The sequence below is a fragment of the Methylobacterium pseudosasicola genome, from assembly GCF_900114535.1.
GTDB classification, from domain to species: Bacteria; Pseudomonadota; Alphaproteobacteria; order Rhizobiales; family Beijerinckiaceae; genus Methylobacterium; species Methylobacterium pseudosasicola.
Genome location: NZ_FOTK01000026.1, coordinates 1 through 22,481 on the forward strand (window position 1 = coordinate 1; position 22,481 = coordinate 22,481).

The following is a 22,481-nucleotide window of genomic DNA, read 5'->3' on the forward strand; positions in this document are numbered from 1 at the left end:
AGCTCAAACAGATGCTGGAGGCGGGATCCAAGCAGAACATCGTTCAGCAGAAGCGGTTGGACGAAGTATTTGATCTAATCGGCATCAGGCCCGATCCCAAAAAAGATCCAGCCATGCAGGGCATCTGCGATCTCAACGAAGCAGAAATAGCCAAGCACAGGAACGCCGTCGACCGCGATCTCATCAACATTGAGTACGGTCAAGTTGCGGCGCATTTCTACATCGCCCGGTATGGGACGCTACGTAGTGCTGCGCACGCGCTCGGGCACGCCAAAGCCGCCAAGCTTTTAGATCGTACGCTTGTCGAGACCCGCGCGATCGATCGGGCCTTCACACAGCTCTACGATCATCTACTGACACGCCGCACCTCGACCCGCTATCCGGACGAGACCGCGCTCGCCACCACGGCGTACATGCACCCCCGCCTTACGGTTGGGCTAGCGCTGGGCGGTATGTTGGTCGCGGTCGCGCTCTCGGAAGCCGGGCGATCCAAGCGACGCTGACGGGTGGACGCAGCATGGCTCTTATGTGGGGCCTGCTGCCGTCTGCTTCAGGGGACGGGCGAATATATTTCGAATGGCCGGGTTGGGTCGGTAGGAGGCCGTCCGCTTTTGCAGCGGGTGTGCTCCGAAGCGGTCATTCTGCTTTCGGCCAGCTCCGGTCGCGTTGGCGGGCGCCTCTGAACGGCTGGGTTGGGTGGAAAGCTGTATGTCCGCTTTCTGCTGCCGAAATCATGAAGCGGACGTCTTGCGCTCGGCGTGTCATTATTGCTATCAGCATAATATTTGATAATTATGGCCTCATAAGAAAAGACATTTCTAAATTAAACAGCAATTGTCCTGGAATATTGTGCTCAGACAAAAGCCATAGCGTGCAAATCTCAGCTATCTGATCGAGGCGATTGGCTGACGATTTTTATAAGACAAGCTTGCTTTGGCTGAGATTGGGCGCGTCGCCAACGGTTCTTCGAGCGTCGCCCCGAACCTGAATGCTCGGCCAATCCTCGGCGCGCAAGCTCACTGCAGACGGCGCAAATGTCGTTGATGGGGTCCGAACTGGGGCGGCCGGACCGGATCTTTATTACCGACGCGCTCATGAACTCGTCATCCAGGACGGCCAACACCGTGCGTTCGTCCACCGTGAGTGGACGCTCGACGCCCTCTCCATCGACAAGTTGATCCATGGTAACGCGTGGCATCGCTGGCATGCCCAGCTACGTCACCGACGGGAAGTCGTACAACTCGGCTGGGTTCTGAATGAGGATGCGCCTTCGCACGCCCTCATCCGGCGCCCAGACTCTAAGAAGATCGAACAGTTGCGCGTCGTCGGGTTTGGTCGTCTCGGTCGCATGGGGCCAGTCGCTGCCCCAGACCATCCGCTCCGGCGCAATCCGCACCAATTCCCGCGCGACGGCGGATGCATCGGGGTAGTCCGGTCCGCCCTGTCGGGTGTTCAGGTAGGGGCCGGACAGCTTGATCCACGTTTTGCCGCGACCAAGGAGGCAGGACAGCGTGGCGAAGCTCGGATCCTCGACGCCGCCGGGTTGGGCCACGCGGCCCATGTGATCGAATGCGATCCGTACGGGAAGCCGCGCAAGGAGAGACTCGGCCTCCACCATCGCGCGGCCCGGCATATGGAACTAGATATGCCAGCCGAACGGCTTGATGCGCGCGGCGAGCGGCTCCGCCATATCGAGGGATGTGGCCCCAGCCTGGACGAGATTGAAGCGGATGCCTCGGATCCCGAGGCCGTGCAGGCGCTGTAGTTCCGCATCGGTGACAGCGGTGTCGACGACGGCGACGCCACGCGCACCGGCGCCCATCTCGGCCATGCCTGCCAGCGTGACCTGGTTGTTCGTACCGTAAGCCGAGGGCGTGACGACGACGTTCCGCTGAAGTCCCAACCGGCGTTGAATTTTCCGGTAGTCGTCGGGGAATGCATCCGGGTGGAGTACGGGAGCCCCTGGAACCGTGGCTACCCGCTTGTCGAAGTAGTGCATGTGACAGTCGGTGACACCGGCAATCACCGGGGTACGCGGGGGCTCGGAGCCAGCCGAGTACGGGTAGCTGTCGGCGGCCGAGGCTTCTTGTGGGAGTGCCGCGCTGAGCGCGAGACCGGTCCCGAACATAAGCAGGTTACGGCGGCCTGCATCGACCCTGAAGGATTGGGACATAATCGGGTACCTTGACTTCGATTAATTGCGGATGGGCTGAGCGGCTACCGGGCGGCGACGCTTGCCTGGATCGCATCAATCGCTGCCCGGAAGTCCGGCGGCTCGATGCCGTTGAGCTTCTCCTTCAGCCCCAGGCTGTCCTTCCAGCGCAGGCGGGCCACGACGGCGCGCGCCATCACCGGATCGACGCCGGCATCCGCCACGGCTTCGGCGGACATCTCCAGCTCCTCGGCACGGCGTTTGGCGTGGATCACGCCGGACGGAATCAGTGCCTCGACGGTGTCCATCCAGGGTCGCGCCAGCGTTTTGCAGGCCGATGCCAGCACGATCTCGTCGACCCCATAGTGCCGCGCGGCGAGCAGCATCTCGTCGGTCAGCGCCTCAATGCCCTTGATCAGGACCGAGCGCAGGATCTTGATACCCGACGCCGTGCCTAGCTTCTCGCCGACGAAGCTCAGGTTCATGCCGAAGGGGTTGAGGAGATCACGAACGCGCTCACCGGCCGCGCCGCTGACGAGGATGGGCATGGCGTAGCCGTTCTTCGGCGTACCCTCGATGGAGCCATCGCCCAAGACAGCGCCGCTGCCGGCTAGCTGCTCTGCGACGCCGGCCTTGATCTTGGGCGTCGCCGAAGCGAAGTCGATGAAGGTGTGCCGGTCACTGAGGCAGCCGACGAAGGCCGTGGCGCTGTCGAGGGAGGCCGAGCCCGGCGTGACGCTGACGATCAGGTCGGCCGCATCCGCCAGTTCCTGGTTCGAGCGCACAAGGGCAACACCGGCGGTCTGCGCCCGCTGCTGGATCAGGTCGGCATAGGGGCCGTCGTAGGCATATTTGTCGTAGGCCGTAACATACTGCAGGCCGGCGTCACGGAGACCGCGTCCCAGGGTGCTTCCGATCTCGCCGTAGCCAACGAGCCCGAGCCGAAACTGGTGTTGCGTCGTCATAACTCTCTCCTCCCGTTCCACAATGCTTTGTTGCTTCGGGTCTGCTTTTGCGCGGTTCTTCAGGCAGCCGCGCGTTCAGAGACGCCGACCTTTGTCACGACGTCGAGCAGTGCCTCTACCGGATGAGCCAACCTGACGCCGTCGATCAGCTTGACCTGCGACCGGCAGGAATACCCGTCGGCCAGCAAGCTGCCGGAGGTGCCGGCGCGGCCGACATGGCTGGCCCAGCTGAGCCCGTAGATGTGCTCCGACATCGCCCGGTGCTCGCTCTCGTGGCCGTAGGTCCCGGCCATGCCGCAACAGCCCGACGGCAGGATGGTGAGACGGTGGCCCAGACGAGCGAACACCGCTTGCCAGTCGCGCAGGCCGGCGGTCGCGGTGGTCCGCTCGGTGCAATGGGGCAGCAGCTGGAACTCGGTCGGCATGCCCGTTGACGGCCGTCGCTCAAGGTGCCGGGCCAGCCATTCCTGAACGAGCTGGACCCGCGGCGCCCGGTCGACGCCGAGCGTACCGACATACTCGGCCCGGTAGGTCAGGGTCATCGACGGATCGAGGCCGACGAGGTCGACCCCGGTCTCGGCCAGGGACCGCAGCATCGCGGCGTTGCGACGGGCCTGGCGCTCGAAGGCACCCAGGAAGCCGTGGACGTGCAAGGGTTTGCCGTTGGGCAGGAAGGGGGCCAGCCACGGCCGGAAGCCGAGCCGGCCCAGCAGGTCGAGCAGCGCGAGGACCAACGGCGCCTCGTAGTGGGTTGTGAACGCGTCCTGGACCACCACCACGCTGCGCGCGCGCTCCTCGGGTGGCAGCCCACGGAGGGCTTCCGGGCCCGCCACCTCGACTCCCCTGCGCCGGGTCTCCGCGACCAAGTCGAGACCGGACAAGGCCGGCATGGCGGTCAGGCCGAACGCGTGCGCCAGTCGCGCCCCGGCGCGCGAGCCGGTGAGAGCGTTGGCGAGACGGGGGGAGCGGGCGGCGAGCGGGAGGAGCCGTTCGATCAGTCCGACGACGTGGTCGCGCGGGCGACGCAGGTAGCGGCCGTGATAGAGTTCGAGGAACTTCGCCCGGAAGGTCGGCACGTCGACCTTGATCGGGCATTGGCCGACGCAGGACTTGCACGCCAGGCAGCCGTCCATTGCCTCCTTGACGGCGTGCGAGAAGTCCGGCTCTCGCGACAGGCTGGCCCGTAGCCTGGGCGTGAACGCGAGCCAGCCGCGGCTGCGCCGCTGACGCAGGCTCTCGTCGAGAGGGTCGACCCCCTCGGCGGCCAGCCGCCGCAGCCACTCGCGCATCAGCTGCGCCCGGCCCTTCGGGGAGTGTCGCCGCTCGCGCGTGCCCTTCCAGGACGGACACATCGCGTCGTCCGGGTCGTAGTTGTAGCAAGCTCCGTTGCCGTTGCAGTGCAGCGCCTCGTCGAACCCCGCCCGCACCGCGGCCGGGATGGTCCGGTCGAACCCGCCCTTGGTCGGCACTCCGTCGACGGTGAGAAGTTTTGCGCCTTCCGGGGCTGCGATCTTGCCGGGATTGAACTGGTTGCGCGGGTCGAAGGCGAGCTTGATCCGTTGCAGGGCGGGGTAGAGCGGCCCGAACACCTGCGGCGAGAACTCGGAGCGCACGCCCTTGCCATGCTCGCCCCAGAGCACCCCTCCGTATTTCCGGGTCAGGGCGACGACCTCCTCGGTGATCTCCCGGACCAGCGCCTCGGCCCCCTCCGCCTTCATGTCGATGGCGGGCCGCACGTGCAGCACACCGGCATCGACGTGACCGAACATGCCGTAGACGAGACCGCGCCGGTCGAGGGCGGCGCGGAACTCGGCGATGTAATCGGCGAGGTTCTCGGGCGGGACGGCGGTGTCCTCGACAAATGGGATCGGCCGCGCGTCGCCCTGCATGTTGCCGAGCAGGCCGACCGCCTTCTTGCGCATGCCCCAGATCCGGGTGACCGCGTCGGTCGCCTCCGGCGGAGCTACCCGCACGCCGTCTCCCTCGGCCTCGTCGCCGTCCTCGGCGAGACGCTGGCTGCCCTGGGCGCCGGCTCCGAAGGCGCGAGCCGCATCCTCCCGAACTGACACCGGATCGGCCGCGGCCTCGCGCGCCACGGTGAAGCCGCGGCGGCCCCCGGTCCGGCCGTCACGGGCCAGCCTGTCGGTGACGGCGGCGAGCCGCGCGTCGAGGTCCGCCCCGGTATCGGCCAACAGCTCAACCAGGTTGACGCCCTCGGCCGGGCCCTCGGGATCGTCGGGGAAGTAGGCGCTGACCTCGGGCCAGACGATGTCGCCGCGGGCGAGCGCAAAGACCCACGAGTCCACGGTCTCGATGGAGGCCGCGCCAAGGTCGACAAGCGCGCGGGCATCCCGGAGAGCCGCGTCGAAGCTGTCGTAGCGGACGTTGATGAGGGCGGCGTGGCGCGGGATCGGCAGCACGGACAGCTCGGCCTCGGCGATCAGGCCGAGGGTGCCTTCCGAGCCGCACAGCACCGCGTTGAGGTCGAACAGACCCCCATCGTCGCGCACGTGGGCGAGGTCGTAGCCGGTAAGGCAGCGATTGAGCTTGGGGAACCGTTCCGCGATCAGGGCCGCCTCGGTCGTAACGACTTCGTCGACGACCCGATGGATCTCGCCGACGCGGTCCGTCCGGGCTGCCGCAGCGGCGAGGTCGTTCGCCGCGAGGGGCGCCGAGGTCCAAACGGTCCCGTCGCTCAGAACCATCGTCAGGGCGCGCACGTGGTCCCGGGTCTTGCCGTAGATGCAGGAGCCCTGGCCACAGGCGTCGGTGGAAATCATTCCGCCGATGGTGGCGCGGTTGGAGGTCGAGAGTTCCGGCGCGAAGAATAACCCGTACGGCTTCAGTGCCGCGTTGAGCTGGTCCTTCACCACGCCCGGCTCGACGCGCACGGTGCGCCGCCCCGGGTCGATCTCCAGGATGCGGTTCATGTGCCGGGAGACGTCGACCAGGAGGCCGCCCGAGAGCGACTGGCCGTTGGTGCCCGTGCCGCCGCCGCGCGGCGAGATCTGGATTGTGGCAAAGCGCGGCTCGTCGAGGAGCTTGCCGATGCGTACCAGGTCGTCGCGGTTCCGGGGGAAGGCGATGGCAATCGGTTGAATCTGATAGATCGAGTTGTCGGTGGACAGCACGGTCCGGTCGGCGGCGCCGGCAGATAGGTCGCCCGCGAAGCCGCGGACCCGCAGCTCGGCGAGGAAGGCAGCGTAGAGGGGCGCTGGGGCCGGCAGGTCGGTCAGGGCGGGGATCATGGCGTGCTCGTGAAGGCGCATGCCGGGAGAGGCGGGCCGGGGGCGGCTCCGCCGCAAGGACGGCGGCGGTGCCTGTCTGCGCAGGCCGGCGCCTAGGGGTTCGTGGCCTGGGCGTCGCGTTCGACCGGCTCGATGACCAGCAGCATCACCGCCAGCGCCAGGAGCGACGACGCGCCGAGGAACAGGAAGACGGCATCCCAGCTGTAGGCATCGAGGAGCAGCCCAGTCACGAAGGGAAACAGCGCGCCTCCGGCCTGGCCGCCGGTGTTCACCACCGACACGGCCAGCGGATAGGCGTCCTTCGTCGTCAGACCGGCCGGGTAGACCGTGAAGGAGGAGTAGCCCACGTTCAGCAGGAAACCGGTGAGGAACAGCAGAAATGCGAGCGTCACCGGCTCGTTCGGCGCGTGGACGAGCGCGTACATCATGAAGACGGTCGAGACCGTGCTGATCAGGATGGTTGGCTTGCGCCGCTTGCCGACGATCCGATCGGAGAACAGGCCACCCATGATGTTGCCGAGCACACCGCCGATGAACGGGGCGGAGGCGACGAACCCAACGCTCATCAGCGAGAAATGCTTGACGTTAGTCAGGTAGGTCGGCAGCCAGGCGAGGATGACGTTGATGATGCCGGTCATCATCAGGTAGCCGATGGCCAGTCCCCAGATATTGCCGGACGCGAACGTCTCCTTCGCGGTGGCGATGGGCCGAACCGACCGACCCCGGATGATGCGGTCGAGGCGGGCGAAGCTCCGCGCTCCGGTCGAAGCCGGCGCCGTCGATGGCGTGCGGTTGGCGGGTGCGGACGGGAGGCCACTGCCGATATGGGCCGCCTCCGCCGGGGACACGAAGCGGCTGCGGGCCGGCTCGTCGACCACCAGGAAATACCAGAGCACGGCGAAGACCAACCCCGGCAGCGCGCAGATGAAGAAGACGTACTCCCAGCCGAGGGTGGCGATGATCAGCGCGCCGAGCGGCGGAACGATGACGGGACCGAACTTGGCGGCCGCGAGGAACAAGCCGACCGCGGTGCCCTTCTCCTGGGCGGGGAACCACCGGTTCATGGTCGAGAGCATGGTGACCGGCAGGGGCGCCTCGGCAAAGCCAAGGGCGAGCCGGTTGAGCTTCATCGCCAGCGCCGAGCCGGTCGTCCCCAGAAGTCCCGTGAACAGCGAGGTCAGGACCATGAAGATCGGGAAGACGATCCGCGTGCCGAGGCGCTTCACCAATAGGCCCGCAGGAATCTGCATGACCGAGTAGCCCACGAAGAACAGGCTGACGACTGCGCCCGCCTCCGTGTTGGTCATCGCGAACTCCTTCTTCACGAAGGGGAGCACAATGCCGATGTTGGCCCGGTCGGCCGCCGCCAAGGTGTAGACGATGAAGATGAGCCCCATGACGACCCAGCGATATCGGGTCATCCGCTCCGTCACGGGAATCGCTCCCGCAATGGCTGCGCCTCTGGCCATGTCCGCTTCCTCCGATAGGTCGCCTCGCATCGTTCGAGCACTTTGAATGTGCTTCAGATACTTCGGACAGGAACGTTTAGTCGCTGCGAGGCGATAGAAAAATCGAGTTTTATCTTGTTGAATTGTCGACCAAGCCAGTTTGCGGCAATCGGTCCGGAATATCGCCGAACACTACCAATGTCGGCACGCGATAGGCCTGAGCCCTGCCGCTTGTAAGCAGCTTCACTTGGCGTAGGCGCCTTTGTAGGTGCCGTCGCGAACGCTCTGCAGGATTGCCTCTTCCTTGGCCTCCTGCTGCCTCACGGCGCGGATAAGTTCCTCTGCGAGGGCGGGCGGGAATGCCACGACGCCATCCTCGTCGCCCACCACGATATCCCCCGGCTGGACGATCATCCCGCCGATCGAGACGGGCACGCCCATCTGACCGGGGCCGTTCTTGTAGGGGCCGCGGTGGATCGCTGCGCGGGCAAAGACCGGGAAATTCGAGCGTGACAGGGTGCCCGCGTCACGGATCGCACCATCGATAACCAGACCCGCCGCGCCCCGCCTTTCCGCGATTTCGGCCATGATCTCGCCGACCAGGGCTCGGCTCGTGTCGCCGCCCCCGTCGATCACCAAGACATCACCGGGTCGGAACGCATCGAGGGCCAGGTGGATCGCACGGTTGTCGCCCGCCGCGGTTCTGACGGTGAAGGCCGGACCAACCATGGTGCCGCCCTTGTGAAACGAGCGCAGGCCTATGGCACCAGGCAACCGCTCCAAGTTGTCGCTGATGACGGCCGTCGCCACGCCCGCAAACATCTGCGCCGGGTTACCCCCGGCTGCACGCTCTCCGCCTTGCATTAGCGCCTCCCGCTGATTCCAGATGCGTACAATAAAAGTACATTTCTGGCAAGCTATCAAGCCGTGTCGGCTCAAAGTTCGCAATCAATGTACATTTTTAGTACATTTTGCGGGCTTGGCTTGCCGACGGCTTCGGTCGTTCGCTAAGCTCGCGCTGCGGAGTAGAGGATCGATCAGCCATGGCTGAGGGACAGGACCGCGCATACGACGCGCTACGTCTTAGGGTTGTCAGCGGTCACTACGCGCCGGGCTTCCATCTCCGCGAAGAGCCTCTCGCGAAGGAATTCATGCTCAGTCGGACGCCGATCCGGGCGGCCCTGCGCAGGCTCGTCGAGGATGGCCTGGCGACGACGGATGCCGGGCAAGGCATCCGCGTGGCCGAGTGGGGCGACGCCGATGTCGAGGAGACTTTCCGACTACGGATCCTCCTCGAAGCCCACGCGACCGAGCTGGCCGTGGCACGCGGCGGAAATCCGCTGGTGGAGCAACTGGAGGACAGCAATCGAAGGATGGCGGCTGCGATCGCCGCCGGTGGAGATTCGGCCGTCACCACGATCCAGGCCATCAACCGTGACTTCCATCGCACGCTCTTGGCTTTCGCCGGTTCTCCTCGGCTCCGCCTGATCCTGGAGCCGATGATCGACATGCCCGTAGTGATCCGGTCCTTCTACCTCTACACGCCGGCAGAACTCCTTCAGAGCCTTCATCACCATGAGGACATCGTCATTGCGGCACGCCTGCAGGATGCGGATTTGGGGCGACGGGCGATGCAGCTTCACCTCACCATGTCGCAGGTCCGCGTCCAGATGCATCGCGCGGCGTGGCGACAGCGTGCGAGGGAGGAAGGGGTGCTCGGACACACCGAAGTGCGTTCCGGACCGATGGGCCGGCGAACGGTGACGGCGATCGACGCGACATGACCGTCGTCGCGTCGATGCCGATGCGTTAGCGTCGGCTTGCCCCCCTCATTTGACGTAGGAGGCTGGGTCCGGGTTGTCGGTCGGGTGAGCGTAGGCGTGCTTCAGTTCCGGCGACATCGGAACGTTGTAGTTGATTCCGCGCGGCGGTGTCGGCGACAGGAACCACTTGTCGTAGAGGGCGGTGATCTCGGGGCTTCGGTAGAGGTCGGCGGTAGCCCGGTCGACCAGCGCCTTGAAGGCTGGGTCGCCCTTGCGCAGCATGATCCCGTAGGGCTCCGGCTCGGAGAACGCCTCCTGGCTGATCCGATACGCCCCAGGCTCCTTCGCCTGGGCGATGGCGATGCTCAATTGCACATCGTCCAGCACGAAAGCCGCTGCGCGGCCGTTTTCCAGAAGTAGAAACCCCTCGGCCACGTCCTTGGCCGACAAGATGTTGAGGCCGAGCTTGCGCTCGGTGTTGGCCTTGTTGAGCATGAGGAGGTTGGTCGAACCCGCGACCGCCGAGACCGTCCTGCCCTTCAGATCGTCGATGTTGACGAGGCCCTGCGCGGTCTTGGAGGCGAAACGGGCAGCGGACAGGAAATGTGTGTTGGTGAACGCCACCTGCCTCTGGCGATCCACGTTGTTGGTAGTCGCGCTGCATTCCAGGTCGATCGTCCCGTTGGTCATCAGCGGGATCCGGGTCGCCGAGATCACTGGGGCCATCTCGACCTTGAGGTCCGGCAGCGTCAACTCGCGTTTCACCGCGTCCGCGATCTTTAGGCAGATGTCGACCGCGAAGCCCACATAGTTCTGCTTGTCGTCGATGTAGCTGAACGGCGTCGCCGCATCTCGAACGCCGAGGACGATCCGATTGCTGTCCTTGATCTTCTTCAGGGTGCCGTCGATTGGGTCTGCCGTCGCTGGCGCGATCAGTATGGCGAGTACGAGCGTGGTCGTGAGCAGGCGCAAGGTAACCTCCCTCTCATGAAGCGTAACGGTGGGCGGGCTCGGATCCGTCAATCGAGCGTAGCGACGACACGAGCGATCGCCGCGCAGCCGGTCTCGATGGTTTCCAGCGAGGTGGCGAAGGACACGCGAAGATAGGGACTGAGGCCGTAGGATGTGCCGTCCATGACCGAGACGCCGCCCTCGCGCAGCAGAAGCTGCGACAGGTCGAGATCGCTTTCGATCCAAGTTCCATCCGGGGTACGGCGACCGATTAGGCCGGCGACGTTCGGATAAGCGTAGAAGGCCCCCTCTGGGCGCCGGCAGGCGATGCCCGGAATGGCGTCGAGCAGCGAGACGGCGCGGTCACGACGGGTCTGGTAGGCCCTCCGCGCCTCGACCACGAAAGTCTGATCCCCTGAAAGGGCAGACAGCGCCGCCGCCTGGCTGATCGAGGACGGACAGGTCGTGCTCTGCGAGAGGAGGCTGGTCATCGCCTGGGCGAGCACGCGCGGGCCGGCGGCGTAGCCGATCCGCCAGCCGGTCATCGCATAGGCTTTGGACACCCCGTTGATTGTCAGCGTCCGCTCAAGCAGCGCCGGAACGGCTCGCCCAAACGAGATCGCGCGCTCGCCGTCGTAGATGAAATGCTCGTAGATCTCATCGGTCATCACCAGCACTTGCGGGTGGCGCGCAAGGACCTCGCCCAGGGCCGTCAGCTCCGCGATGCTGTAGACTGCACCTGACGGGTTGTTGGGCGAGTTGAGGACGAGCCATTTGGTCCGGGACGTAATCGCGGCCTCAATCTGTGAGGGCAGCAGCTTGAACCCGGCCTCTTCGGTGCAAGCTACCACTACCGGTACGCCATCACTAAGAGTCGCAAGATCTGGATAGGAGACCCAGTACGGCGCCGGGACGATCACTTCATCGCCGGGGTTTAGCGTCGCCGCGAGGGCGGTCTGAATCAGCTGCTTGGCACCGCTGCCGATCACTATGTCATCCGGAGTATAACTCAAGCCGTTCTCGCGCATGAGTTTGTTCGCCGCCGCCTGCCGTAGGGATTTGGTCCCATTCGAAGCTGTGTAATGCGTATCACCGGCGCGCATGGCCGCCTGTGCCGCGTCCATAATTGATCGCGGGGTGACGAAGTCCGGCTCTCCGACCGTCAAGTCGATGATCCTGCGTCCCTCGGCACGCAGCTTCGTGACGAGGGCCTTGGCCGCGATGCTGGGCGAGGGTCGAACGCTCGCGGGTCGATGCGCGATGGAGATGGAAGTCATGAGCGATCTTCTGTTTGCGTCCGATGGTGACCGACGCGTCCCGGATCGACTCCGGCGTAAGTTCATCCCATCCCGGAGTCTTGGAGCAAAGCGACTTAATCTACGTGATCAGCATCGCTAAAAGGACTGAGTGTGCCGCTTCCCGCCGTTGTGTCGCGACGTGCGAATGACGTCGTCGTGTCCCGAAGCTCTCCCGACGCCGTGGTGGCGAAAAACGTTTGGTTTGGAACGCGATGACGACCCTCAAGCAGCTCGAAGCCTTCCGTTGGATTGCCATCCTCGGCAGCTTCGAGAAGGCGGCGGAACGATTGAACGCGACACAATCGGCTATCTCGAAGCGGATCCAGGAGCTTGAAGCGTCGCTCGGGACGCAGGTTTTCGACCGAAGCCGTCGTGGCACTCAGTTGACGGTGAAGGGAGAAGCGATCCTTGCACTCGCCGACGAAATGTTGGCGCTGCGGGATCGAGTCGTCGCTATCGGCGCGAGCCAAGCCGCCGCCATCCGGCAACTCCGCTTCGGTGTGACGGAATTGACGGCGCTGACATGGTTACCGGCTTTCGTGGCTGAAGTCCGCGCGACCTACCCGAGCATCGTCCTAGAACCCGTTGTGGAGCAGAGCGTGGACCTCCTCGTTCGCCTTCAGAACGGGTCGCTCGATTTCATTGTGGTGCCCAACAGCGTGTGGCAGCCAGGCTTTCAGAGCACTCCGCTGGCGACCGTTCAGAACGCCTGGATGTGCAGTCCCAGCCTTATCCACGACCGCGGGGTGGTGCCGCTCGCAAACCTAGCCGAGTTCAACATCCTGACGCAGGGCAAGCGGTCCGGATCGGGTCTAGTGATGACCAAGTGGCTCGAAGAGCGGGGCGTCCGGCTGCCTCCCTTCGTGATGAGCGACAGCCTCATCGCCCAGGTCGGCCTGACGATCTCCGAACTCGGCATCAGCTACCTGCCGATCCACTGCTTCGACGGTCTGATCGAGAGGGGGACTCTCCGGATCGTCGAGACCGATCCGCCGCTGCCCCCCGTCACTTACGTGGCGCTGTTCCGTGCCAACGAGACAGCCAATGTCGTCAGTGCCATATCGAGCATTGCGCGCTCGACCTGCGATTTCACCCGCCCTATCCGATGGGCGTGATCAGCGGCGTGACCGCTCTGGATGGCCAGCAAAAAGGCGGCATGGGTGAGTGTCCCGGCGTCGGTCGGTCACCGTTTGTCCGGTTTGCCGAAGCCCTCGCGGCGCAATCGATCGAAGCTCTCGCGGATCGCCGGGGCCCCTCTCCCCACGATCGAACGGTCTGTCAGACCGACCTTTCGCCGCGTCTGCGAGGCCATGACGCGGACGAGGTTGGAGTCCGTCATGGGGGTGAGAGGATGGTGATGCATCCCGGACTCCGCGAGCGGCACGTCACCCACGAAGAGGTTGCCCTTGTAGATGGTCCTGCCATTGGTCGGGAAAGCGGGGCATACGATGCTGAAGTCGCTCCCGACCGCATCGAGGAGAGCGTCGGCGACGGGACCGATGTTCCCGGCTGGCGTGGAATCGAACGTCGAGCAGTATTTGAAGTAGACTTGGCGGACGCCCTGGGACCGCAGCCATTCGAGCGCACCGAGCGACATCGAGACCGCCTCTTCGGCTGGGTTCGTCCTCGACTTCAGGGCAATCACGACGGCATCGACGTCCGGGGCGATGGGCCTCTGCGGGACTCCGATCGTCTGGATCGTCCGCATGCCGGCCTTCACCAGCATGCTCGCGACGTCGGTCCCCCGGTGAAATCGTCCGCGATGACGCCAAGAAGTATGGCCACGGTCATCTCCAGATATGGGCCCCCCGGCGGAATGGCCCTCTCGCTGCGTCAGGCGCCCTCGGACAGCCGGCCGTAGGTGACCACGCTCTTGCTTGCGATCCACGGACCGACGGTCTCGTCGAAGGTCCGAAAGTGGTCGGAGGCTAGGTGGTCCTGAAAATCCGACGCACTGCAGTAGACCTCGTACAGGAAGATCTCGTGGTCGCTGGACGCACACACGTCGAAGACCTTGCAGCCCGGCTCTCGCGCACGGGATAGGCGCGCGTTCTCAATGACGGCATCCCGAAAGGAGGTTTGATGCCCGTCCTTGATGACGAACGTCACCACGACGACGTGGTCTGCCGGCCGGGTCATCGGCCGACCTTCCGCATCGCCGACGGTAGGGCGGCGATGGTCGCCCGGGTCATCTCGGCGCAGTTTGCCCCGCCGCCGAACTCCATCGGCGTCGCCACCCCCGACGACAGCGTTTCCTCGATGGCGCCTTCGATCAGGCGAGCCCGGGTCTCCAGCTCGGGTGCCCCGTGCTTCTCGGCCAGCCAATCCAGCATCATGGCGGCCGACAGGAACATCGCGCAGGGATTGGCCTTGCCCTGGCCGGCGATGTCCGGTGCGGTCCCGTGCGCCGGCTGGAACAGCGCGTGCGTGTCGCCCACATCGGCCGAGGGGGCCATGCCCATGCCGCCGACAAGTCCGGCCGCTAGGTCGGACAGGATGTCCCCGAACATGTTCTCGGTGACCATCACGTCCAGCGTCCAGGGCTTCTTGACCATGTTGAGCGCCATGGCGTCGACATAGGCGTGATCGGCCTCGACGTCCTTGTGCTTCGCCGCGACGTCGTCGAAGACCTTCCGGAAGAAGGCCATGGACGTGAAGACGTTCGCTTTGTCGACGCAAGTGACTCGCCCGGTCCCCCGACGCGCGCGGCGCCGCTCCGCCAGTCCGAAGGCGTACTCGCTGGCTCGCGCGGTCCCCTTTCGGGTGATTTGCATCGTGTCGTAGGCCTCGCTGTCGTCGACGATCTTGCCCCGACCGCGCGCGTAGAAAAGACCCTCCGTCTGCTCACGCACCAGCACGAAATCGATGCCTTGGGCGCGCTCGTCGGCGAGAATCCTGGGCAGGCCGGGGAACCAGCGGATCGGCCTGACGCCCGCATAGAGGTCGAACTCCATGCGCAGGTCGAGCTGGGGAATGATCTCCGTCCCGTCCGGGAAGCGCACGTCAGGCCAGCCCATGGATCCGAAAAGGATCGCGTCCGCGCTCCGACATGCCTCGACCGTGGTCGCCGGCAGCGCGTCGCCGCTTTCGAGGTAGTACTGCGCACCGGCGTTGTGCGTCGCCGTGCGAAGGGGCGGACCGCCCGATACGGATTCGGTGGCCGTCATAAGTTCGAGGCAGGCCGCCATGACTTCGCGGCCGATGCCGTCCCCGGGCAGCACGGCGATCGTCAGGTCGTTCGTATTGCGGGTCATGTCAGCCTCTTCGGTTCGGTCTAGATGCTGGATAGGGGATGGAGCCTGTCAGGGGACCGCGGTCGCTGACCGACCCCGCGCGGGTCCGAGTTCAGGGTCATTGCCGTCAGCCTACGGCCACGGCCGCTCGCGTGGACCTGGCCCTCAGAATGGAGACGAGGACGATGCAGCCGATTGCTTCGAGGACGATTAGGGGGAGTAGGGCCAGTGTGTAGCTGCCGCTGGCCTGAAGGATGAGGCCGATCAACGAGGAGCCAAGGAAGCCGGCTAGGTTGCCGATGGCGTTGATCTGCGCGAGGCCGGCCGGCGCCGCAGCTGGCCCCATCATCTCGGTCGATAGCGCCCAGAAAGGCGCCTTGAAGGCGTAGGTGCCGATTAGGGTGAAGCTAAGGAGGACGACGGTCGGCGCCAGCGTCGTGACGAACAGGCAGGAACCGAGCGCCACCGCCGACAGACCGAGGGGGAGGGCGGTGGACCAGACCCGTTCCTTGACCTGATCGGAGCGGCGGCCCCAGTACAACATGGCGATCGAGGCGAAGAAGAAGGGCACGGAATTGATGAGCCCCGTCTGCATCGTCGTCAGCCCGAACGATTTCAGTATCTGCGGCTGCCAAAGCGACAGGCCGTTGCTGGCCGCCGAACTCCCGGCGTAGATCAAGGCGAGCAAAAGGACCTGCGGGTGGAGCATGATGCGCCACGTCCGTTGCGAAGCGACCGGCTTGGCCTGCCGTTGCTCAGAGGCGATGGTCGACTCAAGCCATTCCCGCTCGTTCTGGCTCAGCCACCGGGCATCCTTGGGACGGTCGGGCAGCAGGAAATATGTAGCCAGGCCCAAAAGGATGGAGGGGGTCCCCTCAATCAGGAAAAGCCACTGCCATCCATGCAGGCCCAGCCAGCCATCGATTTGCAGAATCGCCGCCGAGACTGGCGATCCAACGAAACTTGAGAGCGGGACCGCGACATAGAACATGCTGACCACGCGGCCCCTCCAAGCGGCCGGGAACCACCACGTGAGATAAAGCAGTACGCCAGGAAAGAATCCTGCTTCGGCCGCGCCCAGCAGGAGGCGGTTGGCGTAGAACGACCAGGGCCCAACTATGAACGCCGTGGCGGCCGATACGAGACCCCATGAGATCATGATCCGCGCGAGCCAGCGCCGAGCGCCGAAACGGTTCATGGCGAGGTTACTAGGAACCTCGAAAAGGAAGTAACCGAGAAAGAACAACCCTCCGCCAAAGCCTATGATGGCGGGCCCTAGATGTATGTCTCTATCGATCTGGAGGGCCGCAAATCCAAGGTTCACACGATCGATAAAAGAAAAAAGATAGCAAATCATGAGGAAAGGTATTAGGCGATAGCCAACCTTCCTCAACGTCGAGGCGCCATCATCTTTCTCAGCCACGGCCATCTCCCAGATATTCTAGATCATTTTGAGGCCGCGCTTTCCGCAGTTCTTCTTAGATTGTTCTAAATGCTAAGTTATGTGCAGATTTACTATCAAAATCCACAAGTATTATGCAGATTAATAATACTAATATTGTTGCCAATGAGACTTAGAGAGGCATTTTTACATTTAAAATTGGCTTTCTCGGCCTACTGCAGCCTCGGTCGCCGATCGCGTCGGTAAGCCATTTGCACCAGGTATCATGTCACTATAATGCTGTCTACCTATCATACCAAAGTGTGGGTGACGGTGGTTGGGCTGGCTGGTGGGATGCGGTCGCGGCGGCCGTGATGTGGAGGTAAGTGGAGAGCTCGACTGGGCGCTGATGCGTGGGCACTCGCCTCGCGTGACGCACTCGTCGGGCACGACGTGGTATGACGGCTCAATAGGTGTCATCGAGCAGGTCATGAGCATCCAGGCGTCCGTTAAGCCCGTGAAGCGGAAAAAGCTTTACGAGGATGTGGTCGACCAGCTTGAGGGGATGATGAAGTCCGGCGCGCTGGCGCCGGGCGACCAGCTTCCGCCAGAGCGGGAGCTGATGGAGGCGTTCGGGGTCGGGCGCACCTCGATCCGCGAGGCGCTCTTCGCGCTGGAGAGGAACGGCCTCGTCAGTATCCGCAACGGCGAGCGGGCCTACGTGACAGTCCCGTCGGCAAGCGCCTTGATCGACGAGATCTCGGTGGGGGCCCGGTACTTGTTGTCTCGCGAAGAGGGGATGAGGGAGTTCCAGAGGGCCCGCATCATTCTGGAGTGTAGCTTGGTCCGCTACGCGGCGAGCCATTCCACGCCGGTCGACATCAAGCGGATGGAAGCTGCGCTAGCCCGGAATGAGGCGGCCACCGATGCCCAGACGTTTTCCGAGACTGACCTCGCGTTCCATCTGGAGATCACGAGGGTCGCACGCAACGAGATCTTCAATGCACTCCACCAGGCATCTGCGCTTTGGCTCGAAGAGCAGCGATCTGTTTCATTGAAGACTTCAGGCGCGTCCGCGTCCGCGTTGGCCTTTCACAGGCGGATATTGGATGCGATCAAGCAGAGGGATCCTGACACGGCGGAGGCCGCCATGCTGGAGCATCTGACCGCCGTGGCAGGATTCTACTGGACCGAAGTCGGCGCCGAGGGAGATAGCGTCAGGAACGAAACTCCCGACCCCGGCCGAACGGCAAGAGCTCAGAGCAAGGTTCGTCGACCCGGACGACTCTCTCCTGCCTAATCGGGGCCGTCGCCGCGCGACGGGGCGCCAGAACGGATGATCGGCGCGCCGCGAGCTGTTTGAGGCGAGGTGCCTAGGATCGCGCTCGACGTCCGTTAAATGGCCATCGAGGGATCTGCTGAACCGCCACGGGTCCTTCCTCTGCAGCGTCCGGACCCTGGTCCCCGGGGCGGGCCCTGGCCCTCGCCGTGTCCCGTCTCAAAGTCGCAGCGGTGCGTCCCCTCGCTTCCCCTGCGCTACCGTGCGAGCATGACACACAGGAACTTAGCGGTGGGCTGGCACGGTTCGGCCACCGATCGGGCGCGACATGGACATCTCGCAACTTCGCACGCTGGTACACGTCGCGGAACTCGGAAGCGTCAGCAAGGCCGCCGATCGCCTCAACATCGCGCAGCCCGCCCTGAGCCGACACATCCGGCTGCTCGAAGAGGAACTTGGGACCGCCCTTTTCGACCGGCATGGGCGCGGCATGGTCATTACGGACACTGGCCGCGAAGTCTTAGCCCATGCGGTCCGGATCATCGCCCAGATGGACGCCATCCGCGACACGGTCGCCACGGGTCGCACCTCCTTCCGCGGCTCCCTCTCGATCGGTACGACGCCGACCGTAGCGGAGATCGTCACGGGGCCCCTCGTCACGCGACTGCGCGAGATGCACCCCCATTTGGCCCTCCGGCTGGGCAGCGCCTACAGCGGTCACCTGCTCGATTGGCTACAGCGCGGCCAGGTCGACGTCGCGGTATCTTACAATCCGACGCACAAACACGCGCTTCGCATCATCCCGATCATGCTGGAAACCTTGCTGCTGGTCTCTAATGGAAGAGGTGAAGGAACGGAAGAAGTCCCGTTTTCCCGATTGGCGGACCTGGAACTCGTCCTGCCGAGTCCCGGGCACATGCTTCGCGACATCGTCGAGGAATGCGCCAGGCGCGTCGGGGTCCGCATCCGGGTCGTCGTCGAGGCCGATTCATTCCAAACCCTCATCAACCTCGTACGCGACGGGGTCGGCGCGACGGTGCTGCCGCTGGCGCCCATCTACTCGCTGGTCGAGGCCGGCCATCTGTCAGCGACCCGTCTTGCTGATCCGACGCCGACGCGAGAGCTCGTCGTGGCGTTCGCCGCGGACAGGCCCGTCAGCCCAGCCGCTCGGTTCGCCGGCAGGACCATCGTGGAGATCGCGCTCGATCTCGCGCGGCGGGGGATCTGGGTGGGCCAAGTCCTCGATTCGGCCGGTGAACTCGAACCGGAGAAGTAGACGGCGTCACCCATGGTCGTCGAGTGCCATGCCCCTCGTCTCGGGGAACGCGAAGGACAGCGAGAAGAAGAGGACATATGCCGCCCCGGCAAAGACGGTGATCGCGTTCCCGAGGGACGTGACCGCCGCGAGGGCGCCGACCATCGTGGGAAAGAGCGCGCCGACGCCCCGCCCGAAATTATAGCAAAAGCCCTGGCCGGAACCTCGCAGGCGGGTGGGATAGAGTTCGGACAGGAACGGTCCGATGCCCGAGAAGAATCCGGTCGAGAAGAAGCCGAGCGGGAAACCGAGCGCCCAGATAGCGCCCGCCGGCAGAGGAGCCTGGAGGTAGGCGAGAAGGGTGATGACGGCGCCGGCGGAGAACGTGACGAAGAGCTTCCGCCGCCCCAGGACGTCGGCGAGCCACGCCCCCGTAAGGTACCCGGCGAAGCTGCCCAGGATGAGTGTCGCCAGGTAGCCGGTAGAGCCGACGAGGGTGAGATGGCGTTCGGTGGTGAGGTAGCGCGGCACCCACGTGCTCATCGCGTAGTAGCTGCCCTGGGCCCCTGCCATCATCACTGACGCGAGGAGGGTGGTGCGCAGGTAGGATCCGCGGAAGATCTCCGTGATGGCCGGGCGGTCACCCGCAGCCGCCTGCCTCCGCCGAGACGCTCTCGATAGCGCGGGCTCCTCAACGTGACGGCGCAGGAAGAAGACAAGGATGGCCGGCAGAGCGCCGGCCGCGAACATCCAGCGCCATGCTTCCTCCGGCGGGAGCAGCGAGAACAGCACGGCCTGCAGCAGAACGGCTATGCCCCAGCCGATCGCCCAGCCCGATTGCACCGTACCGACCGCACGGCCCCGGTGCTCCGGCCGGACCATCTCGGCCATCAGGATCGAGCCCGCGGCCCATTCGCCGCCGAAGCCGATCCCCAGCAGTGTCCGCGCCACGAGCAGCTGATCGAAGTCTTGCGCAAAGGCGCAGAGCAGACTGAAAGCGGAGAACCAGGCGATGGTGATCTGGAGCGTCGGCACCCGGCCGATACGGTCGCACATGTACCCCGCAGCCCAACCACCGACCGCGGAGGCGAGGAGCGTGCTGGTCGCCGCAAGGCCCGCCTTCGAGGGATCAACGTGCCAAAGGTTGACGAGCGTGCCGAGGACGAGAGGATAGATCATGAAATCCATCCCGTCCAAGGTCCATCCGGCGGCGCATCCCCAGAAGGTCCGCCGCTCCGAAAGGCTCATCGCGCCGTAGAATCCGAGCGGCGAGCTATCCGGGACGCCCGACGCTCGGATGGCATTGTCGGTCATGTCGTTTTCCTCCCGACGAGTAACATCGTCTAGAGCCCGGGATTCTTGAGTTCCTTCGGGCGACATAGTCTTCGGTCGGCGACGACGCTGCCTATCGAACGCTTGAGCCTTTAGACATCTCGATGCCGTGTCAATTCGAGGTTTCCGATACCAGATAGAGCCTTTTGTATGGCTGGACACGAGGGCATGCCGGCTTCTCTATGGGGGGCCCTGATCCCGGCCCCATCTCAGATGGTGCGGGAACGCCCGCTTGAGGTCAGCTGCCGCGGCCTTGCGGTCGGCGAGCGCCTCGTGGCCATTGGACCCGCTGAACAACATTCCCTCGAAGGGCGGCCGAACAGAGAGCACCGGCCTGTTCAGGCTTATCGGCCACCCTTCCAAGTTCGACCGCCCACCTCAACCATATAAAGAGGTTGTATAACTGGTAGGCCGAGCTATGCCTCGATCTTTTAAATGCGGCTGTGTAAGTTCCCGCGGTGGAAAGCGTAAAGACTGTAAGTATCAGGACTCATATTTAGATACAATTGTTGTAGTTCGGCTGTATTGTTGCGGCATATGTTTTTTTGACGAATCGCCAAGTCTTTTTAAGTAATATACTTGAATTTTAACCCCGCGAATTCACTCGATGCAAGCGCGCAATAAGACGCGGCGAGCGACTTCTAGAGACAAAACAACATAATCATCAGGGAGGGAACGTTGGCGAACGCTTTAAAGCCAGGCATCGATGCCGATGTGCGCGACACCGCACCGGCAGCGCGACGCAAGGTCGTCGCCTCGATCGCCGGTGCGTGTGCGGGCAACTTGGTCGAGTGGTACGACTTCTTCGTCTATGCCTACACGTCGATCTATTTCGCTGCCGCGTTCTTCCCAGCGGGTGACCAGACGACACAGCTCTTGGCGACGGCCGGCGTGTTCGCCGTCGGCTTCTTCATGAGGCCGCTCGGCGGCTGGTTGTTCGGCTACATCGCCGACACCCGCGGCCGGAAGATCTCAATGATCATCTCGGTCGCGATGATGTGCGCCGGATCGCTGCTGATCGCCTGCCTGCCGACTTACGGCACGATCGGCTTCCTCGCGCCAGCCCTGCTCGTGCTCGCCCGCCTGGTCCAGGGCCTTTCCGTCGGGGCAGAGTACGGCACCGGAGCCACGTACCTCGCGGAGGTCGCGGGACCTGGCCGGCGCGCGTTCTACGGATCCTTCCAGTACTTCACCATCATCGCAGGCCAGTTGCTCGCGCTGTTGACGGTGACCCTCCTCCAGCACGCGATGCCGGTCGAGGACCTTAAGGCCTGGGGCTGGCGCGTCCCGTTCGTGATCGGGGCGTTCGGCGCCATCGTGGTCTCGGTCCTGCGCCGGTCGATGCACGAGACGGCCACGCCCAAGACCATGCGAGACAAGGAAGCCGGCTCGATCAAGGGGCTGATGCGGCACAAACGGGCGGTCGTGCTCGTCCTGGCCATCACCATGGGCGGTTCGCTCTATTTCTATACCTTCACGACATACATGCAGAAATTCTTAGTCCTGTCGGCTGGCTTCAGCGCGACGACCGTCAGCTTCATCATGACCTCGGCGCTGGTTTGCTACATGGTCGCCCAGCCGGTCTTCGGCCTGCTGTCCGACCGAATCGGGATCAAGCGCAGCATGCTACTGTACTCGGCGTGCGCGGTGTCGCTCGTCGTGCCGATCCTGTTCGCCATCCAAGCGACCAAGTCCCCGTTGACCGCCTTCGGCCTCGTCCTGTCCGGCCTGCTCATCGGGTCGTTCTACACGCCGATCGCCGGGCTGGTGAAAGCCGAGCTCTTCCCGGCAGAGGTAAGAGCGCTCGGCGTCGGCCTACCCTACGCGATCGCCAACGCCATCTTCGGCGGCACTGCCGAGTACGTCGCGCTCTTTCTGCGCAGCGAGAACGTCGAGACGTACTTCTTCTTCTACGTCGCCCTCATCAACGGCGCGGTGCTTCTCGCCTCGATCGCGCTGCCACACCTGGACCGGCACGGTTACCTTGAGGGCGACGGGGCAATCGAGAGCAACGCGGGATTCCGAGCTTCCCGCGCCCTCGCCTGACACGGCCGCCGAGCTAGATCAAAATGGCATCACTCATTTAGAAAATGAGTATTGGGCCGTCCCCCGGCAATCACGTAAAACAAATCTCAATTCTCTCACTCGCATCGGAGGCCAAAAGTGGCAGCTGAAG

The 22,481-nt window shown here is 64.2% G+C and carries 17 protein-coding genes and 1 pseudogene; 6 read left to right on the forward strand and 12 right to left on the reverse strand.

Annotation, left to right across the window (positions count from 1 at the left end; translation table 11 throughout):
• Positions 1–503: YciE/YciF ferroxidase family protein (locus BM228_RS21970; RefSeq protein WP_092043963.1), on the forward strand; the 503-nt coding region annotated here is incomplete at its 5' end.
• Between the two features lie 710 nt (positions 504–1,213).
• On the opposite strand, the pseudogene BM228_RS35480 reads toward BM228_RS21970, so the two are convergent.
• The 5 genes and pseudogenes from BM228_RS35480 to BM228_RS21995 form a co-directional block, all read right to left on the reverse strand.
• Positions 1,214–2,173: pseudogene (locus tag BM228_RS35480) on the reverse strand (amidohydrolase family protein).
• Positions 2,174–2,217: 44 nt separating this feature from the next.
• Positions 2,218–3,117, reverse strand: coding sequence for an NAD(P)-dependent oxidoreductase (locus BM228_RS21980; RefSeq protein ID WP_092043964.1), 900 nt, complete (start codon positions 3,115–3,117; stop codon positions 2,218–2,220).
• 59 nt (positions 3,118–3,176) lie between these two features.
• A complete protein-coding gene (locus tag BM228_RS21985) occupies positions 3,177–6,365 on the reverse strand; it encodes an FAD-binding and (Fe-S)-binding domain-containing protein (RefSeq protein ID WP_092044077.1) in 3,189 nt (1,062 codons plus the stop codon).
• 92 nt (positions 6,366–6,457) lie between these two features.
• A complete protein-coding gene (locus BM228_RS21990; protein ID WP_092043966.1) occupies positions 6,458–7,834 on the reverse strand; it encodes an MFS transporter in 1,377 nt (458 codons plus the stop codon).
• A gap of 222 nt (positions 7,835–8,056) precedes the next feature.
• The gene (locus tag BM228_RS21995) at positions 8,057–8,677 is read right to left on the reverse strand and encodes an RraA family protein (RefSeq protein WP_092043967.1); all 621 of its coding nucleotides are present in this window, start codon (positions 8,675–8,677) and stop codon (positions 8,057–8,059) included.
• 179 nt (positions 8,678–8,856) lie between these two features.
• On the opposite strand from BM228_RS21995, the gene BM228_RS22000 reads away from it, so the two are divergent.
• Positions 8,857–9,597: a GntR family transcriptional regulator gene (locus tag BM228_RS22000; protein WP_092043969.1), complete on the forward strand. Its 741-nt coding sequence runs from the start codon at positions 8,857–8,859 to the stop codon at positions 9,595–9,597.
• Between the two features lie 45 nt (positions 9,598–9,642).
• Here the strand turns inward: BM228_RS22000 and BM228_RS22005 are convergent, their stop codons facing one another.
• Both BM228_RS22005 and BM228_RS22010 read right to left on the reverse strand, forming a co-directional pair.
• On the reverse strand, positions 9,643–10,548 hold the full coding sequence (locus BM228_RS22005) for an amino acid ABC transporter substrate-binding protein (protein ID WP_092043970.1): 906 nt from the start codon (positions 10,546–10,548) through the stop codon (positions 9,643–9,645).
• Between the two features lie 47 nt (positions 10,549–10,595).
• Positions 10,596–11,804, reverse strand: a complete 1,209-nt coding sequence (locus tag BM228_RS22010) for an aminotransferase class I/II-fold pyridoxal phosphate-dependent enzyme (protein WP_092043972.1) — start codon at positions 11,802–11,804, stop codon at positions 10,596–10,598.
• A 233-nt stretch (positions 11,805–12,037) separates the two neighbouring features.
• Between BM228_RS22010 and BM228_RS22015 the strand changes: the two genes are divergently transcribed.
• On the forward strand, positions 12,038–12,940 hold the full coding sequence (locus BM228_RS22015) for a LysR family transcriptional regulator (RefSeq protein WP_092043973.1): 903 nt from the start codon (positions 12,038–12,040) through the stop codon (positions 12,938–12,940).
• Between the two features lie 68 nt (positions 12,941–13,008).
• Here the strand turns inward: BM228_RS22015 and BM228_RS22020 are convergent, their stop codons facing one another.
• The 4 genes from BM228_RS22020 to BM228_RS22035 all read right to left on the reverse strand — a co-directional run bounded on the left by BM228_RS22020 (position 13,009) and on the right by BM228_RS22035 (position 16,481).
• The gene (locus BM228_RS22020; RefSeq protein WP_244537254.1) at positions 13,009–13,551 is read right to left on the reverse strand and encodes a four-carbon acid sugar kinase family protein; all 543 of its coding nucleotides are present in this window, start codon (positions 13,549–13,551) and stop codon (positions 13,009–13,011) included.
• Between the two features lie 107 nt (positions 13,552–13,658).
• Positions 13,659–13,964 carry a putative quinol monooxygenase gene (locus tag BM228_RS22025; protein WP_092043975.1) on the reverse strand — a complete coding sequence of 102 codons (306 nt, stop codon included), beginning with the start codon at positions 13,962–13,964 and terminating at the stop codon, positions 13,659–13,661.
• On the reverse strand, positions 13,961–15,079 hold the full coding sequence (locus tag BM228_RS22030) for an isocitrate/isopropylmalate dehydrogenase family protein (protein ID WP_092043976.1): 1,119 nt from the start codon (positions 15,077–15,079) through the stop codon (positions 13,961–13,963). The genes BM228_RS22025 and BM228_RS22030 overlap by 4 nt, the downstream gene beginning before the upstream one ends.
• Before the next feature lie 106 nt (positions 15,080–15,185).
• Complete coding sequence (locus tag BM228_RS22035) at positions 15,186–16,481, reverse strand: MFS transporter (RefSeq protein WP_092044079.1); 1,296 nt, start codon at positions 16,479–16,481, stop codon at positions 15,186–15,188.
• A gap of 448 nt (positions 16,482–16,929) precedes the next feature.
• On the opposite strand from BM228_RS22035, the gene BM228_RS22040 reads away from it, so the two are divergent.
• Together BM228_RS22040 and BM228_RS22045 are read left to right on the forward strand one after the other, a co-directional pair.
• On the forward strand, positions 16,930–17,739 hold the full coding sequence (locus BM228_RS22040; RefSeq protein ID WP_092044081.1) for an FCD domain-containing protein: 810 nt from the start codon (positions 16,930–16,932) through the stop codon (positions 17,737–17,739).
• 307 nt (positions 17,740–18,046) lie between these two features.
• Entirely contained in the window at positions 18,047–18,994 is a 948-nt protein-coding gene (locus BM228_RS22045; RefSeq protein ID WP_092043978.1) for a LysR family transcriptional regulator, read from the forward strand.
• A gap of 6 nt (positions 18,995–19,000) precedes the next feature.
• On the opposite strand, the gene BM228_RS22050 is transcribed toward BM228_RS22045, so the two are convergent.
• Positions 19,001–20,287 (reverse strand): MFS transporter, encoded by a 1,287-nt coding sequence (locus BM228_RS22050; RefSeq protein ID WP_092043979.1) that lies wholly within the window; start codon positions 20,285–20,287, stop codon positions 19,001–19,003.
• Between the two features lie 696 nt (positions 20,288–20,983).
• Here BM228_RS22050 and BM228_RS22055 point away from each other — a divergent pair.
• Positions 20,984–22,351, forward strand: coding sequence for an MFS family transporter (locus BM228_RS22055; RefSeq protein ID WP_244537255.1), 1,368 nt, complete (start codon positions 20,984–20,986; stop codon positions 22,349–22,351).
• Positions 22,352–22,481: the final 130 nt, after the last annotated feature.

Excerpts from the sequence above, each read along its gene's own strand:
- BM228_RS21980 (WP_092043964.1), bottom strand. The coding sequence starts at position 3,117 with ATGACGACGCAACACCAGTTTCGGCTCGGGCTCGTTGGCTACGGCGAG.
- BM228_RS21985 (WP_092044077.1), bottom strand. The coding sequence starts at position 6,365 with ATGATCCCCGCCCTGACCGACCTGCCGGCCCCAGCGCCCCTCTACGCT.
- BM228_RS21990 (WP_092043966.1), bottom strand. The coding sequence starts at position 7,834 with ATGGCCAGAGGCGCAGCCATTGCGGGAGCGATTCCCGTGACGGAGCGG.
- BM228_RS21995 (WP_092043967.1), bottom strand. The coding sequence starts at position 8,677 with ATGCAAGGCGGAGAGCGTGCAGCCGGGGGTAACCCGGCGCAGATGTTT.
- BM228_RS22000 (WP_092043969.1), top strand. The coding sequence starts at position 8,857 with ATGGCTGAGGGACAGGACCGCGCATACGACGCGCTACGTCTTAGGGTT.
- BM228_RS22010 (WP_092043972.1), bottom strand. The coding sequence starts at position 11,804 with ATGACTTCCATCTCCATCGCGCATCGACCCGCGAGCGTTCGACCCTCG.
- BM228_RS22015 (WP_092043973.1), top strand. The coding sequence starts at position 12,038 with ATGACGACCCTCAAGCAGCTCGAAGCCTTCCGTTGGATTGCCATCCTC.
- BM228_RS22020 (WP_244537254.1), bottom strand. The coding sequence starts at position 13,551 with ATGCTGGTGAAGGCCGGCATGCGGACGATCCAGACGATCGGAGTCCCG.
- BM228_RS22025 (WP_092043975.1), bottom strand. The coding sequence starts at position 13,964 with ATGACCCGGCCGGCAGACCACGTCGTCGTGGTGACGTTCGTCATCAAG.
- BM228_RS22030 (WP_092043976.1), bottom strand. The coding sequence starts at position 15,079 with ATGACCCGCAATACGAACGACCTGACGATCGCCGTGCTGCCCGGGGAC.
- BM228_RS22040 (WP_092044081.1), top strand. The coding sequence starts at position 16,930 with ATGAGCATCCAGGCGTCCGTTAAGCCCGTGAAGCGGAAAAAGCTTTAC.
- BM228_RS22045 (WP_092043978.1), top strand. The coding sequence starts at position 18,047 with ATGGACATCTCGCAACTTCGCACGCTGGTACACGTCGCGGAACTCGGA.
- BM228_RS22050 (WP_092043979.1), bottom strand. The coding sequence starts at position 20,287 with ATGACCGACAATGCCATCCGAGCGTCGGGCGTCCCGGATAGCTCGCCG.